At 49.4% G+C, this 16,724-nt stretch carries 16 protein-coding genes and 1 riboswitch; of the genes, 7 read left to right on the top strand and 9 right to left on the bottom strand.

Translation table 11 applies throughout. From position 1 onward, the window contains the following. Positions 1 to 259: 259 nt before the first annotated feature. Positions 260 to 961 (top strand): Abi family protein, encoded by a 702-nt coding sequence (locus VMW30_04795; protein HUW87679.1) that lies wholly within the window; start codon positions 260 to 262, stop codon positions 959 to 961. Positions 962 to 1,211: 250 nt separating this feature from the next. Here the strand turns inward: VMW30_04795 and VMW30_04790 are convergent, their stop codons facing one another. Further along, positions 1,212 to 1,901 carry an aspartate/glutamate racemase family protein gene (locus VMW30_04790; GenBank protein ID HUW87678.1) on the bottom strand — a complete coding sequence of 230 codons (690 nt, stop codon included), beginning with the start codon at positions 1,899 to 1,901 and terminating at the stop codon, positions 1,212 to 1,214. 845 nt (positions 1,902 to 2,746) lie between these two features. Here VMW30_04790 and VMW30_04785 point away from each other — a divergent pair. Continuing rightward, on the top strand, positions 2,747 to 3,145 hold the full coding sequence (locus VMW30_04785) for a class I SAM-dependent methyltransferase (protein ID HUW87677.1): 399 nt from the start codon (positions 2,747 to 2,749) through the stop codon (positions 3,143 to 3,145). A 61-nt stretch (positions 3,146 to 3,206) separates the two neighbouring features. On the opposite strand, the gene VMW30_04780 is transcribed toward VMW30_04785, so the two are convergent. Further along, on the bottom strand, positions 3,207 to 4,328 hold the full coding sequence (locus VMW30_04780; GenBank protein HUW87676.1) for a Fic family protein: 1,122 nt from the start codon (positions 4,326 to 4,328) through the stop codon (positions 3,207 to 3,209). 388 nt (positions 4,329 to 4,716) lie between these two features. Here VMW30_04780 and VMW30_04775 point away from each other — a divergent pair, with 388 nt between their 5' ends. Continuing rightward, positions 4,717 to 5,703, top strand: coding sequence for a hypothetical protein (locus VMW30_04775; GenBank protein HUW87675.1), 987 nt, complete (start codon positions 4,717 to 4,719; stop codon positions 5,701 to 5,703). Positions 5,704 to 5,962: 259 nt separating this feature from the next. Continuing rightward, positions 5,963 to 6,586: a hypothetical protein gene (locus VMW30_04770; protein HUW87674.1), complete on the top strand. Its 624-nt coding sequence runs from the start codon at positions 5,963 to 5,965 to the stop codon at positions 6,584 to 6,586. 83 nt (positions 6,587 to 6,669) lie between these two features. On the opposite strand, the gene VMW30_04765 is transcribed toward VMW30_04770, so the two are convergent. Next, the gene (locus tag VMW30_04765; protein HUW87673.1) at positions 6,670 to 6,921 is read right to left on the bottom strand and encodes an erythromycin esterase family protein; all 252 of its coding nucleotides are present in this window, start codon (positions 6,919 to 6,921) and stop codon (positions 6,670 to 6,672) included. Then, positions 6,881 to 7,078: an erythromycin esterase family protein gene (locus tag VMW30_04760; GenBank protein ID HUW87672.1), complete on the bottom strand. Its 198-nt coding sequence runs from the start codon at positions 7,076 to 7,078 to the stop codon at positions 6,881 to 6,883. The genes VMW30_04765 and VMW30_04760 overlap by 41 nt, the downstream gene beginning before the upstream one ends. 149 nt (positions 7,079 to 7,227) lie before the next feature. On the opposite strand from VMW30_04760, the gene VMW30_04755 reads away from it, so the two are divergent. After that, positions 7,228 to 8,049: a hypothetical protein gene (locus VMW30_04755; protein HUW87671.1), complete on the top strand. Its 822-nt coding sequence runs from the start codon at positions 7,228 to 7,230 to the stop codon at positions 8,047 to 8,049. Here the strand turns inward: VMW30_04755 and VMW30_04750 are convergent. The 5 genes from VMW30_04750 to VMW30_04730 all read right to left on the bottom strand — a co-directional run bounded on the left by VMW30_04750 (position 8,032) and on the right by VMW30_04730 (position 12,753). After that, positions 8,032 to 8,748 (bottom strand): ABC transporter ATP-binding protein, encoded by a 717-nt coding sequence (locus VMW30_04750; protein HUW87670.1) that lies wholly within the window; start codon positions 8,746 to 8,748, stop codon positions 8,032 to 8,034. The two genes, VMW30_04755 and VMW30_04750, sit on opposite strands and share 18 nt — an antisense overlap. Beyond that, positions 8,738 to 9,520, bottom strand: coding sequence for an ABC transporter ATP-binding protein (locus VMW30_04745; protein ID HUW87669.1), 783 nt, complete (start codon positions 9,518 to 9,520; stop codon positions 8,738 to 8,740). Before VMW30_04745 ends, VMW30_04750 begins: the two co-directional genes overlap by 11 nt. Continuing rightward, a complete protein-coding gene (locus tag VMW30_04740) occupies positions 9,520 to 10,533 on the bottom strand; it encodes a branched-chain amino acid ABC transporter permease (protein HUW87668.1) in 1,014 nt (337 codons plus the stop codon). Before VMW30_04740 ends, VMW30_04745 begins: the two co-directional genes overlap by 1 nt. Positions 10,534 to 10,535: 2 nt before the next feature. Continuing rightward, entirely contained in the window at positions 10,536 to 11,486 is a 951-nt protein-coding gene (locus tag VMW30_04735) for a branched-chain amino acid ABC transporter permease (protein ID HUW87667.1), read from the bottom strand. Between the two features lie 124 nt (positions 11,487 to 11,610). Next, positions 11,611 to 12,753: a branched-chain amino acid ABC transporter substrate-binding protein gene (locus tag VMW30_04730; protein ID HUW87666.1), complete on the bottom strand. Its 1,143-nt coding sequence runs from the start codon at positions 12,751 to 12,753 to the stop codon at positions 11,611 to 11,613. Positions 12,754 to 12,941: 188 nt separating this feature from the next. After that, a riboswitch (cobalamin riboswitch) is annotated at positions 12,942 to 13,161 on the top strand. Between the two features lie 135 nt (positions 13,162 to 13,296). Between VMW30_04730 and VMW30_04725 the strand changes: the two genes are divergently transcribed. Further along, positions 13,297 to 15,672 (top strand): ribonucleoside-diphosphate reductase subunit alpha, encoded by a 2,376-nt coding sequence (locus tag VMW30_04725; GenBank protein HUW87665.1) that lies wholly within the window; start codon positions 13,297 to 13,299, stop codon positions 15,670 to 15,672. Next, positions 15,672 to 16,712: a ribonucleotide-diphosphate reductase subunit beta gene (locus VMW30_04720; protein HUW87664.1), complete on the top strand. Its 1,041-nt coding sequence runs from the start codon at positions 15,672 to 15,674 to the stop codon at positions 16,710 to 16,712. Before VMW30_04725 ends, VMW30_04720 begins: the two co-directional genes overlap by 1 nt. Positions 16,713 to 16,724 lie beyond the last annotated feature (12 nt).

Genomic DNA, 16,724 nt, shown 5'->3' with positions numbered 1-16,724 from the left:
GATTCCAATTCGACTTATAAGCCATAAGTCGTCCCATGCCGTTGAGCTGGCGGGAAATCGAAGGTGATCACTCTGAGTGATTTGTGGACATTCTCGCCATTCGTATCGCAGTACTTGGAATAATTCTCCGAGCAATAAAAAACTCCGGGTCCGCGTGAGCGAAATACCGGAGTTTCCAATGCAGTGCCTAAGTAACTTAACTCGAAAGTCAGCGGTCCTCAAAGGCTTTCGTGCCGAACTATACCCTTGAAGGAAGAACGTGCCAACTCAGCGACCATCCGATCCGTGGATAGAAACTTGGCTGAGCACCGGACGATTTGGAACTTATCTTTCGGCGGCTCAAGGGTCGCGATCTCTTGCCCTCGCACTCTATGAATGGAATGCCCGCCTGGGAGCAGCCTTTCTTCACGACTTGGGGCACTTCGAAGTTGGACTTCGCAATGCTTACGATCGGGCTCTTTCGGCGGCCACTGTTAGTGAAGATTCACATTGGACAGAAATTCCCACAATGCTAAAACTATTCCCAGTTGTAATGAAAAACGAACCAGCCCAACAGCGACTGGTTGATGCAAATGAAATTCCTAGAAGTCAAATTCAACGTGCCCGCATAGACGCTTCTAGGTCTGGGAACACCACACCGGTTCCTGGAAAAGTAGTCGCCGAAGTCATGTTTGGATTTTGGACTTATTTAACATCGAATGCCCATGAAAAAACCATATGGGTTCCCTATCTTCATACGGCTTATCCCAGTAAAACTGATCGAAGGAAAATCCACCAAACTCTTTATGAATTGAGGGAGTTCAGAAACCGGGTAGCACACCATGAGCCGCTGCTCGTTGGCTCAGAATTCGAACGCAGAAAGATTATTTCCGTCGCTTCACGATTGCTACCCAAGGATGCATTTGCTCACTTGACTCAAAATAGCGAAGTACTAAAGATACTTGGTGACCGACCGTCATAAATCAGAGACAAACACCGCGCGTGCTCCCGTCGTGCTCCCACTTTGGAAAGATCAAACAAAACTGCAGGTGGAAGAAGGAAAGCTCTCCCCAAACTTTTACTTCGACCTCTAAAAAGTAAGTTCTCTGGCCTGGGAAGATGGCGAGGGGTGAGCGTGAATCAAGCGTAAATGGCTCTCATCACTTGTCGCCATTATTCGTTTGTTTTCGGCGCACGACCCACTTAATTGCGAGGCGACGTGGAGTGCTCGCTTAGGCCAAGGCCATCCGGACAGCCGCTTCGGCATGGATACGGGTAGTTGGAAATACGGGCAAAGGGCTGTCGCTCTCGTCAACGAGCAATTCGATTTCGGTACAACCGAGGATGACTCCCTGAGCTCCACGGTCGTGAAGTGAGGAAATTATCGCGACGTATTCCTGGCGAGAAGCGTCGCTAACTATGCCCAGCACGAGTTCTTCGTAGATGATTCGATGGACGATCGCCCTTCGGGCAGCATCCGGCACGATGACCGTGAGTCCGTGTGAGGACACTCGGTCTCTATAGAAGTCCTGTTCCATGGTGAACGCGGTCCCCAGTAGCTCGACGGTGGTCACACCGGCCTCGAGCACGGCTTGCGCTGTCGCGTCGGCCAGGTGAAGCAATGGAATTGACACAGCCCTCTCGATGTCGGGAGCAACTTTGTGCATGGTGTTTGTACACAGCACAATAAAGTCCGCGCCGGCGGCTTCGAGGCGACGGGACTGTTCGGCAAGTACTTGCCCTGCCGTGACCCAGTCCCCGACCGATTGCAGATGTTCAATCTCGGAAAAATCAACCGAAGCCATCACGCATGCAGCGGAATGCAAGCCACCCAACTGCTCACGGACCAACTCGTTAATCAGCCGGTAGTACAAAACTGAGCTTTCCCAACTCATACCACCAAGCAAGCCAATTGTTTTCACAAGATGAGACTACACGAGCAAAAATCAATAAATACATTAAAGCAACCAACTAACGCTGAATAAACATAGGGATGCATTTGTGACGACCCATCTGCATTTATGAACTTTTAATGCATACAATGCTTATCGATATGACGATTCAATCTATCTGCAACACATGGTCGTCCGTGTCCCGGACGGCACCGACCACACAAGCGAAGCGGAACTGCTATTGACTTCAAGGCCGTGTGCCCAGGTGGTGCTCTGAAGCGATTTCATCCACGGCTTTGAGCGTGTATTTCAAACTTCACTCATTACTTCGAGCTCTAGGTCCTTACTTCTCCAGCCAATGAAAATGGCGGGAAGTGTGGGTGAATCCAAAAGACTAGCCACACTTGCCGCCATTTCTGATTCTGTTAACTTGCCGCAGCAGGCCATCTCCAACTTGCGAAGCATTCCGAACGCCTGATAAATACCTTTGGCCTTAAGCGATTTGGTATCTGATCTTTATAGTTGAACTTTGTCCGCTCGTTGTCTTATGCAATATCACCTCTCCCGACTTCATGAGCGAGTACATGACACTGCAAACCATAGGCATCCGATTGCGAAGGTTCAATTCACCTGCAATATCTCCCGAAACTAAAGTGGAAGAATCCTCTCCTCGCTCTCGAAAATATTCAAACCTTCCGAGGATGTATTCTCGGATATCAGTGCTTCTGGTCATGGCCACTAATTATTTGACTTGTCAAAATAGCGGGAGGTGATGGGCGCCATCAAGCGACCCGCACTGCCTATCGTTTATGCTTCTCCGACTTAACTCTTCATATAGGAGCTAGCCGGGCTGGACGTGGCGATACGCTCCCAGAATGAGTGAGAATGAATGGGATTCCTACGCGCCGTTAAAGATAATCGATATGGGTGGTGGCACGGGAAGCATTACTGAGTTATTGGCTGGAGCTGGTCATCACGTGACCTACGTAGATTCCTCTCTTGAAATGGCGAAATTAGCAAAAGAGAAATGTCAAAAGTGTGGCAACCAAATAGATTACTTCACATGTTCAGTCGAAAATCTTGATAGTTCGAGCCTCGCCCTAGTGTGCTCCCGTTGTGCCCCTGACGGGACTCGAACCGGTATCTCCGGCTTCGTTACAGTGGTGCTCTATAAGTTGAGTTACTGCCTAAAGCCTCGAGAGAATATCTCGGGGCTTTGGTGCTTTAAAGGTTCGATAAAGTACCGCCCACGAATGAATAAATATTGGTTTTGAAGGAGCACTTTTCGTCTTTAATGAGCAGCGGAAAATATGACTGGCGGACACGCTTAAATGGCTAGTCCAATGGTTTCAATTTGTAATGGGTGCTTCGACCACCAGCCGGAGTTCTCATTAACACACCTTTGGTTATGAGATCCGTGATGTCCCGCAACGCGGTATCTGGCGAACACTTTGCGATAACTGCCCATTTCTTGCTGGTTAGGTTTCCGTCGAATCCATCAAGTAGTCCGTTTAATAGATTGATTTGACGAGGGTTAAAAGATGTTCCCGCCCAGTGTTGCCAGAATCGTGCTTTGGTAAGTACCACATTAAGCAACTCTTCTGCGCCCTGCATTGCACGCAGGAGCGCCTTTAGAAACCATTCCAGCCATTCGGTGACGTCAAGGGAATCTTTTTGAGTGCGCACGAGCAAGTTGTAATAATTCTTTCGCTCCTTTCCTATTTGCGCCGAGAGGCTGTAGAACCGTTGCGCCGATTGTTCACTCCGCGCAAGAATCATGTCGCAAACCGCACGCCCGACACGACCGTTGCCGTCTTCAAACGGATGTATGGTCACAAACCAGAGATGCGCCAACCCAGACTTCACAAACAGATCTAGATCTTGGTCTTCGTTGAACCAATTCAAGAAATTAGACATTTCCTTTGGCACGAGTTCTGCCGGTGGTGCTTCGTAATGCGCTTTCTCTCGCCCCATTGGCCCTGAGACAACCTGCATCGGTCCTGCGGCGTCATCGCGCCAATCACCGACTCGTATTTTGGTATCGCCGCTGTAGCCCGTCGGAAACAACCCCGCGTGCCAGCCAAATAATCTCTCTCTGGTTAATGGCTTCTTGAAGTTTTGCGTTGCGTCCAAGACCATGTCGACTACGCCGTCGACGCGTCGATCTTGCAGAGCCACCGCCCCCACTTCCAGGCCTAGTCGACGCGCTATGGAAGAACGTACGGTGTCGGGGTCAAGCAGTTCGCCTTCTATTTCGCTGGTTTTCAGCACTTCGCTGGTCAGCATGGACAATGTGGCTTGGTCACTTTGTCCCAGCCCAAGATTGCGCATGCGGCCCAAGAGGAGACCTTGAGCATGGTGCACCTGGGTTAAGAGGGAAGCAAGACGCTGTGCGTTATAACGCCAGAGCGGCCAGTCTGGCTGCTGCCATATATAGGCCTTATCTCCGCGATTCATGCGGAGAATATACCTCGTATCCTCCGCAACGTCCATTTAATTACCGCAGTATCTGCGGAGAATAGGGTCAATCACGCGGAGAACCGGTGGGCAGCAGCCAAGGTTTCAGTCACTCACGATCGTTGGTTTGCTCAAGGATTTACTCGGAATTTGGTCTTTGGTGCAAGCGGCCAGGTTTACGAAAGCCCTGAAGTCATTTTTGAACACCAGCTCTCACTGATCGGCGCTTCAACTGAAAGCATTTTTCACAGATGTAAGTGAGACACTCGCCCGTGACCGCTTTGCGTCTTCAAAAAGATTCAACGACACCGCCCTCTACGCAACCAGTCGTATGTGAGCAACACGGTCGTGGAAAACGATGGTGGGAATGGTGGTTAGGAAGGAAGCCATGAACGAAACTAAATCCAGTTGGATGAGTTTTCTTGCCTGGCCCGTTGTTGGAGCAACTCTTGCAGTGAGCGTTCTAGGCGCTATGACAATTGGTCTCTATGTATTACCTCTCGCAATTGCCGCTCTGTTCGCACTCCTTAGGTGGGGTGGCAATCGGAAGAGTAGCGTCGGATTGATTTCCGGTGCCGGATTGCCTTTTCTATACATTGCTTTCTTAAACCGCCACGGTCCTGCTGACATTGTGTGTCGCCTGTACGCAGATGGCGGACAGCAATGTGCGCAGGAGTTCAGTCCCTGGCCCTTACTAATTATTGGAACCATATTGGTTCTACTTGGCATGCTGCTGTTTGTGCGCCTCCGTTCAGGTTCAACAATGTCGTCGCGCAGTACAGGGCTTTGGACGTTGACTCTCGTTGTCAGTGTGATTTTTACGAGATTGATTGCCACTCCGGCGTCCATTCCTCCGATCGCAACTGAATCTGGGAGAATTCAAAATGCGTTCAACGAAATGTCTGTGGTCGTCATTAAAAAAGAGGGGGTGCCCGCTCCGTGGCTCACTCCCGTGCACGCGGGCACCGTCTCTACTCTTGATGGTTCAAAAGTATCGTTGTGGGTTCCAAAGCCCTCACCGTTAGGAATTCGATCAAACTGTTTTTATGTAGAGGAGCGAAGAAAAGGTGGGTCTTCAGGTTTGACTGAAAATTCATGCATCGTTCCTAAGTCGGAAGTGATCTTGGAAAGGCAGGGGTTCGTTGTTATTGGTTTTGTAAGAATGACAAAGGCGAACTTCGCCACAATAACTTCCAACGGCGTTACGCTTAAGGCACCCATAACTTTTGGCTATTTCATTGTCCCCAGTGCCTTGTCGGGGGATCCGAAGGGGAAATTCGCGATCTCCTTTATTGATCCTGGTGGGGCCACCTGCAAGGTTGCCGATCTCCCAGCGCCAGGCGATTCGGCTTCCATACAATGCGTCATCGCCTAGCGAGTCTGGTACTGACATTTGAGTTAAAACTAGTTAGTTTTGAGGGAAAGACTAATGAGCGTTGGGAGATCGAGATGAATTCAAATAGGCGTTCAATGGCAAGGAAATTGACCATTCATGTCCGGTCAGGAGTTAAGTGACAATACTTACCAAATATACCTGGAGGCACAGCACTAGAGAGTGTTAGTCTGACGTGACTCTAGACCTTGGCGGCAAAGTTTGCTACCAGTACCTTCCCCAAGAGGTGTGATTCTTACCCATGTTGGCAATCATTCGTTTCTTAGCGAAACTCATTAAGAAAGAACAGTTAGTCCTGTCTCGCTATGAAAAATCCCATCCTCATTTCATGTGGTACTTAGGCCTTGATGCCGTTCTTTCCGTAGTGTTGGCATTCGGCGTATTTCAGATCGCTACATCTCATTCATTGATCCGTCTTGACGCCATCATGGGGCACTCTGGACTGGTAACGATGTCTGCTAGCGAATTTATAGACCATGTCAAAGAAGACAATCTGGATGCATATTGGCTAGGGCCTGTCTCGGAATACAAATACACTATTAATCATCAAGCACCGGGTATCGCCGATATTTTCTATCTGCCCAAAGCTTCAGGTCAAAGCGACACGAAACTATTCCTATATGAAGTTAAAACCTACAAGAATAAGGAAGTCTGGGAGGCACGCACCCATCCCCTTTTAGCGACTTCAGGTACCACTACTATTACGACTGCCCAAGGTCTCTCAATAAAGATTAACCCGGCCTCAATGAAGGGCGAAGTCGTAACCTTCAGTGACCGGCCTGAAATTGTTGCAATCGCTTACCCAGCACCCCAATCACAACAGGCCATGATAAAAAACGCGGAGAGTCTCCAGCCGGTTCGATGACACATCCTCCTCTCGCCCAAGTCTTATCCCGCTGAACTAGAAATCACGCGCAACATATTTGTTTTATACAGGGATCTCGCTGCTCAAATACCCGATGGAAATGTCTCCATAACTTTGCTGGCATGACTGCCTTTAGGCATAAGTAGCAGAAAGCGATCCAGACCGGTGTCGTGAAACACTTTTTCATAACTACCGGCAAGTGCCGGACGGACCTGTTTGCGTTCTGCGGCACCACCCCATTCGACAGCGGCGGTTACTGTGCCGCTATGAGTTGTAAATCCGATCAAGATTGCCTCATGCCCGTAGCGCTGCCACGCGCCCGTCGCGACGGGCACGTTCTGCTCCCTCTGGATCGATCTTTTGGAGGTAACTCAGAACCGCATTGATTGAGGTGTGTAGGCTATATAAATCCAAACCATAAAACCCCGTCTTAATCGCACTATCCGACAGGTCATCATTGTGCGTGAAACTAGCCGATAAAATCCAACACATCGTTTTGGATGAGACACGATGAAAGTAGCACGAGACTTAAATCGTTGCTACGTTGAAAGTGGCTGGTACCAACATCGGTTTCACCTCCGACCACATAGTTGGTCGTCCTCTTCTCGTGTTCGATACGCATGGTAAGAGTTTCCGGGGGCATGCTCTTTGGTTTCTCTCTGATAAAAACATTCACCCAATGCCTTGTCGGCACGGAACAAGAGAAATATCACAATAATATATCTAGCCACATCCGGAAATGGAATTTTGGAATGGTACGCTTAGGTCGTTATATTTTGGTGACAAGATATGCCATCAAAACCTTGTCTTTTAGAAGTGTGGCTCCTAATCTGATGTTGGTGATCATTCGTTTCCTCGCGAAATACATTAGGAAAGAACATTTGGTCCTGTCTCGCTATGATAAATCGCATCCCCATTTTAAGTGGTTCTTAGGCCTTGACGCCGTTCTTTCCGTATTGTTGGTGTTTGGTGGGCTTCAATTCGCTGCATCTTCGCCATCAACGTCAAGTTTATTGAAAACTTGTGGGGTAACGCCCTTATCTGTTGCAGAATTAACAAACTATGTCAAAGACGAAAATAAGCCCGTCTATTGGCTTGGACCTATGCCAGGGAATACATACACAATCAATAACACCCAACCTGATACCCGCCTTATTACCTATCTGCCCGCGTGTTTGGTTCCGTCTAAAGAAAATAATCTCAGCTTGACGGTTGAAACATATAATAATCTTGCCAGTTACATGGCGCACATGCGTCCCCTGACAGGGGCAATTAGCGAGAGACTTGTAACCGCCAAAGGTGCTACCGTGGAATTTGATAAGGTCTCAATGAATCGTGAAATTGTAACTTTCAAAGACAGGCCCGAAATTGTCGTAATTAATTATCCAACACGGCAAACTGCACAGGCCATGATGAAGGATGCGGATAGCCTTAAATTAATTTGGTCAGGCCCCGATACCTAGATAAGCACGTTTGACAGCCTCGTCGGTCAACAGTTCTTTGGATGGAGCGGTCTTCACCACGATTCCGGTTTCCATCACGTAAGCCCGTTCGGAACGCAAAAGTGCTTGCTGGGCGTTCTGTTCAACCAGCACGATCGTCATTCCATCCTGATTAATTTTCGTGATGATTTCAAAAATTTGGGTGACGATCATCGGCGCCAATCCCATTGAGGGCTCGTCTAAAAGTAATAGCGTTGGCCTAGACATCAAGGCGCGTCCGATAGCAACCATCTGCTGTTCGCCACCTGAGAGTGTGCCGGCTGATTGCCCAGCACGCTCTTTCACTCGCGGGAACAAGTCGTAGACTTTTTCTAAATCTTGATCCATCTCTGCCCGACCATGCTTGCGGTGATACTTGCCCATCTCAAGATTTTCTAGAACGGTCATGCCGGGAAAAATGCCCCGCCCTTCCGGGATTTGAGATATTCCCAGATCAACTCGAGCGTAGGGCGCCACGGTTGCCACATCCACACCATTGAAATGAATAGTCCCAGAGGTGGGTTTTAGCAGACCGCTAATTGTCTTCAGTGTTGTTGTTTTACCTGCGCCGTTAGCGCCAATGATCGAAATTATCTCACCCTGATGAACGTGGAATGAAATGCCGGCCAGCGCCTCAATCTTCCCGTAGTGGACGTGTAAATCTTTTACCTCAAGAAGCATCAACTGGCACCCCTAGGTAGGCCGCGATAACTCGCGGGTCGCGTTGTATTTCACTCGGGATTTGGTCCGCGATCTTCGTACCGAAGTCGAGGACCATAACTCGATCAGAGATACCCATGACCAGACTCATATCGTGCTCGATTAACAAGATGGTGAAACCGCGATCTCGGATTGCTCGTATCTGCTCTCCCAAGATTTCCTTCTCAACGGGATTGAATCCAGCTGCTGGTTCATCAAGTAAGAGAATTTCCGGGTTGGTAGCCAGCGCACGACAGATCTCAAGGCGACGTTGATCCCCGTAAGGCAATCCCTTAGCCAATAGGTGTGCCTGCTTTGAGATTCCCATAAATGACATGAGTTCGTTGGCGCGTTCATGTGCTTCGCGCTCTTCGCGACGTTTGCGTGGCAGCGTAAAGATTGCTCCGGGCACAGAGGATTTAGAATGTGCATCGGCCCCAACCAGAACATTCTCGAGTGCCGTCATCTCAGCAAAGAGCCGGATATTCTGAAAAGTCCGTGCAAGTCCCATTCGGGTAATCTCAGATCGCTTCCTGCCGACGATGCTCTCCCCTTTGAAGCGGACCTCTCCTTGAGTTGGTTGATAGACGCCGGTAACGATATTAAAGACCGTGGTTTTCCCTGCACCATTTGGTCCAATCAGCGCGGCAATCTCGCCTTTACCAACCGAGATATCAACATGGCTAAGCGCAGTCACGCCACCAAAGCGCATCGATACATTTTTGAATTCAAGGAGAACTGGCGCGTTAGACATCAGCCAACCTTTCCACGAACGCGGCGAGGAAGCAGACCTTGCGGACGCAGATTCATCATAATGACGAGAGCCGCGCCAAATAAGAGCACTCGGTACTCACTAAATCCGCGGAGTCGTTCTGGAATATATGAAATCGCTAGTGCGCCCAAAATGACACCTGGAATATTGCCGCTGCCACCAAGTACCACGATCGCCAGGAACATGACCGAAAGAGTGAGCGGGAAGTTATCGGGCGAGATAAATCCAACCTTGCTCGCGAAGAGAACTCCCCCCATGCCGCCAATGCCAGCTCCGATGCTAAAGGCCCAGAGCTTAAATTTAAGTGTCTGCACGCCCATCAATTCGGCGGCGTCTTCATCTTCTCTAATTGCTTCCCAGGCACGACCGACTCGCGAACGATCAATTCGTTTAAGGAGCCAGATAACCAAAATAATCAAGGCCAGCAATACCCAGTAAAACGGCTTGGGGTTGAGAATGTCTTCAAAATTCAGCGGACCGATCGCCGCTGGCCAAGGAATATTTGGAACACCGCGGTTAGCGCCGAGCCAATCAACATTGACCGCAGTGATTCGAATTATTTCACCAAAGCCCAATGTCACAATCGCCAGGTAATCACCCCGAAGTCGCAAAGTCGGCAGACCGAGAATCGCTCCTGCGCTCATCGCAATAACTACACCGAGCGGCAGAATGAGCCAGAAACTCCAATGGAGCAAGGTTCCAATCTGAGCCATCGTGTAGCCACCAATGGCAAAGAAGGCGACATAGCCAAGGTCGAGCAGACCAGCTTTCCCAACCACCACATTGAGGCCGATTCCCATGAGGACGTAGAGCCCAATTTTGTCGAAAAGGAGTGAAGGAAAATCTGTCTGCGGAGTATTCAGCAATGGAATCTGGACCATCGGCAGTACCGCTATACCTGCAATGAAAATCACCGTCAGCAACCGCTGCGTTGCCTTAGGTAATCCCCTCCAGCGATCTCCGACGGCATCAGTAGCCGATGATAGATATTTCATGATCACGCTCTCGCCTTCTGGAGCGTCTCGCCCAATAGGCCCGAAGGCCTGAACATGAGAACAAGGACGAGGATGACAAATGCCACAACGTCTTTCCATGATCCGCCAAATATTGCAGCGCCATAAGACTCAACTACGCCAAGGACTAGGCCGCCAAGTAAGGCACCGCGCAAATTACCAATGCCGCCAAGTACTGCGGCCGTAAAGGCCTTAACTCCGAGCACGATTCCTATACTAAAGCGCGTCTGCTCGAAATAGACCTGGTTCAACGATCCGGCAAAGCCAGCCATCAAGCCACCGATTAAAAAGGTCAAGGTAACTACTCGATCAATATTGACTCCCATCAAGACTGAAGTGTCTTGATTCTGTGCAACAGCGCGAATACCACGACCCAGACGCGTTAGCGAAACGAAGCGTTCAAGTGCAATCATCATGAGTATCGCAGAGACCAAAATCAAAACTTTGTCTGATCTAATGTCAGCCCCAAAAACTGTAAACCAGACATCCTTCTCCAGAAAGCGCGGAAAGGTTTCGTAATTACGACCCCTCCAGAGCGCGACTGCTTCCTGAAGGAAGAGTGAAGCGCCAATCGCACTAATTAGCACGGTGAGTCGGCCAGCACCGCGACGTCGCAATCCGCGATAGGCAATTCTCTCCAACAAGACCGCGGCGACTCCAGAGATAGCCATCGCCACAATCGTGACTAAGAGAAAAGTGCCGATGAGTGCCAATCCACTACGCGGTGCGCTCTCCGCATTTAAACCAATGGCTTGCGCAGAAAGGAGAGCGCCAAAAGTTCCGAGCATAAAGATTTCGGAGTGTGCAAAATTGATCAGACGCAATACGCCATAAACGAGAGTGTAGCCCAAGGCTACGAGTGCATAAATTGCCCCAAGAACGAGTCCATCAAAAGTCAACGCACCAAATTGGCTCGTTAGGGTTGAGAAATTCATAGACCCTCCTTGGACAACGTAAGGACCAAGCCACTATTGGTCAGTATTGACCCAGTGAAACCAAACTTATTGTTAGAGAGGGGGTACCCGAAGGCACCCCCTCTCTAACGAACCAGATTTACAACTATTTAATTAAGGAAGCCGTGTTCTGACCACCCTTGTATACGTAAGCGAAGATCGCACCACCGGAAACTTCACCGGTCTTGCTGAACTTCAAGGTCTTGGTGATTCCTACCCAAGACTTTGTCGAAACATACGCATTGATTGATGCACGTGTGGTCTTGCCTGATTTGATCGCCGCGAGGAAGAAGTTCACAGCGTCATACGCCTCAGGAGAATAGGTACCGTCCTTCACTCCAAAACGGGCCTTGTAGGCAGCCTTAAACGCCCGACCAACCTTGGTCGTGTCGATTGGTGCGCAAGCACATGTAACGACAGCGCCATCAGTTGCCGAACCACCAGCAGTTACGAAGCCTGGATCTAACGTTCCATCACCAGACATAAGTGTGGCTGTAACGCCGGCGTCCTTGAGCTGCTTGGCCAGACGACCAGCCTCTGCGTAGTAACCACCGTAATAAACAACATCCGCTCCGCCCGATTTGATCTGGCTGATGGTGCTACTGAAGTCTGGCGACTTTGGGTCAAGGGAGGTGCGGGTTACGACTAGCGAACCAAGGCTCGTCGCCACCACAGTTGCCAAGCCCTTGCCGTACTCCGAGGCGTCATCAATGACAGCGACCTTGGATGGCTTTAGGACGGTCTTGATGTACTTAGCCCCCATGGAGCCCTGAATTGCATCAGTACCGAGTGCGCGGTGAAAAATCTTCCAGCCCTGCTGTGAGAGCGCTGGGTTGGTGGCCGACGGAGTGATGATTGAGAGTCCACCACGTTGGAAAATTGGGTTGGCGGCCATGGATTCACCAGAGAAGGCAGGTCCAACTATGCCAACCAGACACTTGTTTTTAATTGCGCTCTGCGCCAGGCCGGGAGCCTGGGCTGGATCACCTTGGCTGTCAAAACTGACGAAATCAACTTTGACCTTTGATGCGGTAAGAGCGTATTGAGCAACCGCGAGTTCGGCACCCTGAGAAATATTCTTGCCAAGGTTTCCGGCATCACCCGTAAGCGCGCCAAAAAAACCAAGCGATAAAGTCTTACAACCTTTAGGCAACGCAGCCTGAGCAGGAGTGCCAACGGCAACCAGGCCACCCATAGCCAGAGCCAAAGTGGCCAGAACACTGGCCGTCGAACGGAACGAAACCTTCATAAATTACTCCCTAAAGATAAGGCCCTGGGGCTGGAATGGGGTGGTCATCATAGGCCGATTGGATTCCATATGCAATTTTTTCCGCGGTTGTCTCTCTACTTCAACCTCTCACTATTCAAATAACAGCCCTACAACTTAACGACACGCCGTTTTGCTAATGCCTCCTGAGATAATTGAAATTTCGTGGCTAGTCTCTGCACACAGATGGTTCGACATTACAACAGTGGTGTCGTCGTAAGAGGGAACCCGGTGAGAATCTGGGACTGCCCCGCAGCGGTAATTGGGAACGAAGTCCGTCTATAGCACTGGAAATTCAATTCTGGGAAGCGACGGCTAGTAGAAAATGCTCGAAGTTTTTCGAGTACATGCCCGAAAGTCCGAAGACCTGCCACCTGACCGAATCACTCATTCGGTGTGTCTGTGACCTCGAGGGAGGGTTCGCCGACGGTGGCTCCGCGAGGACAGGCTTGCCCTCCCCTATCTGCCGTTCCGACTCTTCCTAGTGACTCCGGGCTCATCGCTCATACTCGCGAGGAGAGAACAGTGACAATAACGAAGAGTAAGCCTGCGAACGGTGCATCCATTAGATCGACGATGCAGGTAACCAAGCGAAATGGCGCAAGAGAGCCAGTGGACGTCAATAAAATTGTGAGGGCAGTCGAACTCTCATGTCATGAACTCCTAGAGGTGGATCCACTGCGGGTTGCCACAAAAACCATCAGTGGACTGTACGACGGAGCAACAACCGAAGAACTCGACAAACTATCCATCCGCACCGCCTCCGAACTTATTGGCGAAGAGCCTAGTTATTCACTACTAGCAGCAAGGCTCCTGTCCAATTTAATTCACAAGGAAGTGCGAAACCAAGGGCTGCACTCTTTTTCACAATCATTAAAACTCGGTTACGAACTTGGGCTCATATCTGAAACTACTTACCAATTCGTTCAACTAAACGAACGAAAATTGAATGATGCGATTGACTCGAAAGGGGATCAACGATTCGAGTACTTTGGAATGCGAACCATCTATGACCGCTACCTTCTACGCCACCCAGAATCTCGTCAAGTGATCGAGACTCCCCAATATTTCATGCTTCGTGTCGCGTGCGGATTATCTACTCATCCGTCAGAGGCAATCGAATTGTATGCGTTACTAAGCCAACTGAAGTACCTTCCAAGCTCTCCAACTCTCTTCAACTCCGGTACACGGCACTCGCAAATGTCCTCTTGCTACCTCATTGACAGCCCGGAAGATACTCTCGAGTCCATTTACTCGAGGTATTCACAAATTGCTCAGCTTTCTAAATTCGCCGGCGGTATAGGAATTTCGTGGTCCCGAGTGCGATCGCGTGGCTCATTGATACGTGGAACAAATGGTCACTCAAACGGGATAGTTCCTTGGTTGAAAACACTTGACTCCTCGGTATCTGCTGTCAACCAAGGGGGTCGTCGTAAAGGCGCCGCATGTATCTATCTTGAGACCTGGCATGCGGATATCGAGGAATTTCTTGAGTTGAGAGACAATACTGGAGACGAATCGCGTCGAACTCATAACCTCAATCTGGCGCATTGGATCCCAGATCTATTTCTTCGTCGCGTTGAAGAAGACGCGATGTGGTCTCTCTTTGATCCATCAAAGGTCCCTCACTTTCCCGATCTGTGGGGAGAAGATTTCGAAAATGCCTACCGCGAAGCGGAAGAACAAGGATTAGCGGTCCGAAGTATTAAGGCCCGAGAGCTCTATACCCGGATGCTTCGCACTTTGGCCGAAACGGGCAATGGATGGATGACATTTAAGGATGCATCAAATCGTCACTCCAATCAGACGGAGAAGAGAGAAAATGTCGTTCATCTATCAAATCTCTGCACGGAAATAGTTGAGGTGACTAATAATTCCGAGACGGCCGTCTGCAATCTTGGGTCAGTCAACTTGGCAAAATTTGTGAAAGACGGGGAAGTCGATTGGGAGTCACTTGCAGAGACAGTCAGAACTGCCGTGCGATTCCTCGACCGCGTAATAGATATAAATTTCTACCCCAGTCAAGAAGCGGCCGCAAGCAATCCAAAATGGCGACCAGTGGGTTTGGGATTAATGGGTCTGCAAGACCTCTTCTTTGAGCTGCGTATTCCATTCGATTCCGATAAAGCACTCGAGCTCTCAACGAAGATTTCCGCAGAGATATATTTCAATGCTCTGCGCGAATCTTGCTCTTTAGCGAAAATTCATGGTCCGCACCCGGAATATCTTTCGACAAGAATTTCAAAAGGCACGCTCCACTTTGACGGATGGGCCGCCTCCCTTGGAAGCGGAGAGCGCTGGGATCAACTCAGAGAAGACATCTCGAAGCATGGAGTCAGGAACTCCCTCCTAATCGCAATTGCACCCACTGCAACGATTGCGTCGATTGCTGGTGCCTATGAATGCATTGAACCTCAGGTGTCTAACCTTTTCAAGCGGGAGACTCTCAGCGGTGAATTTCTGCAAATAAACGGCTTTCTAGTGAAGGAGTTGAAGGAGAGAGGTTTATGGACTCCTGAAATTAGAGATGAGATTAAGAGATCAGAAGGATCAATCCAAGGAATCGATCAAATTCCGATTCAAGTGAGAGATTTGTTTCGCACCGCCTGGGAACTCCCCCAAAAAGTACTCATCGACCTTGCCTCATCGAGAGCCCCATTTATCGATCAAAGTCAATCACTCAATCTATTCCTCTCAGATCCAAGTATCGGAAAATTGTCATCCATGTATATCTATGCCTGGAAATCAGGGCTTAAAACTACTTACTATTTACGCTCTCGCCCAGCGACGCGTATTAGACAAACGACAATTCAGCAATCAACAAAAGCACTTAGTACAAGCGCAGCAGAAGCTCTCGCTTGCTCCCTTGAGAATCCAGAAAGTTGTGAGGTTTGCCAATAATGAACACCAACGAATTCGTAACAGTTTCCTCTTCTTCGCGCGGGTCTTTGCTAGACCCCGGACTCGACTTGACTCTTCGACCAATGAGGTATCCGCAGTTCTACGAGCAGTTCCGAAATGCTATTAAAAACACCTGGACCGTCGAGGAAGTCGATCTTCACTCTGACCTTAGTGATCTGGAAAACTTAACCCCTGCTGAACGACACCTCATCGAACGATTAGTCGCATTTTTTGCCACGGGCGACACAATAGTCGCCAATAATCTCGTACTGAATCTGTATGAGCACATCAATGCGCCGGAAGCCAGACTCTACCTATCCCGCCAACTTTTCGAAGAGGCCGTGCATGTTCAATTCTATTTAACTCTGCTCGATACCTACCTCCCTGATCCCGACGACCGACATCAGGCGTTCGCGGCCGTCGAAAATATCCCATCCATTCGCGCCAAAGCACGGTTCTGCTACAAATGGATTGGGGCCTTGGAGAAAATGGGGCCGCTTATAACGGCAGATGATCGAAAGACATTTCTTCTCAATTTGATTTGCTTTGCTGCCTGCGTCGAAGGACTCTTTTTCTACGGGGCATTTGCCTATGTATATTTCTTGCGATCACGAGGACTTCTTAATGGCCTTGCATCCGGAACCAATTGGGTTTTTAGAGATGAATCCATGCACATGGCCTTTGCTTTCGACGTAATAGACACCGTGAGACGTGAAGAACCATCTTTATTCGATGAAGACCTAAATGCGAACATCAGATCAATGATGATCGAAGCAGTTGACGCCGAATATGCATTTGCGGAAGATCTTCTGAGCGGAGGAATAGCAGGAATGGCTCCTGAAGAAATGCGACACTATCTAGAATTCGTTGCCGATCAGCGCGTCGTCCAACTTGGTCTGAAGCCGATTTTTGGAAGCTCGAATCCTTTCGCATTTATGGAGTTACAGGATGTCCAAGAACTTTCAAACTTCTTTGAACGGCGAGTATCCGCCTACCAGGTGGGAGTGAGCGGAGCGATCGCTTTTGATGAAACCTTCTAGAAGTGGTACGAG

This window comes from Candidatus Paceibacterota bacterium, from assembly GCA_035530615.1.
GTDB lineage: Bacteria > Actinomycetota > Actinomycetes > Nanopelagicales > Nanopelagicaceae > QYPT01.
The sequence above is the reverse complement of the archived record's forward strand: the minus strand, read 5'-3'. Positions and strand labels throughout refer to the sequence as shown.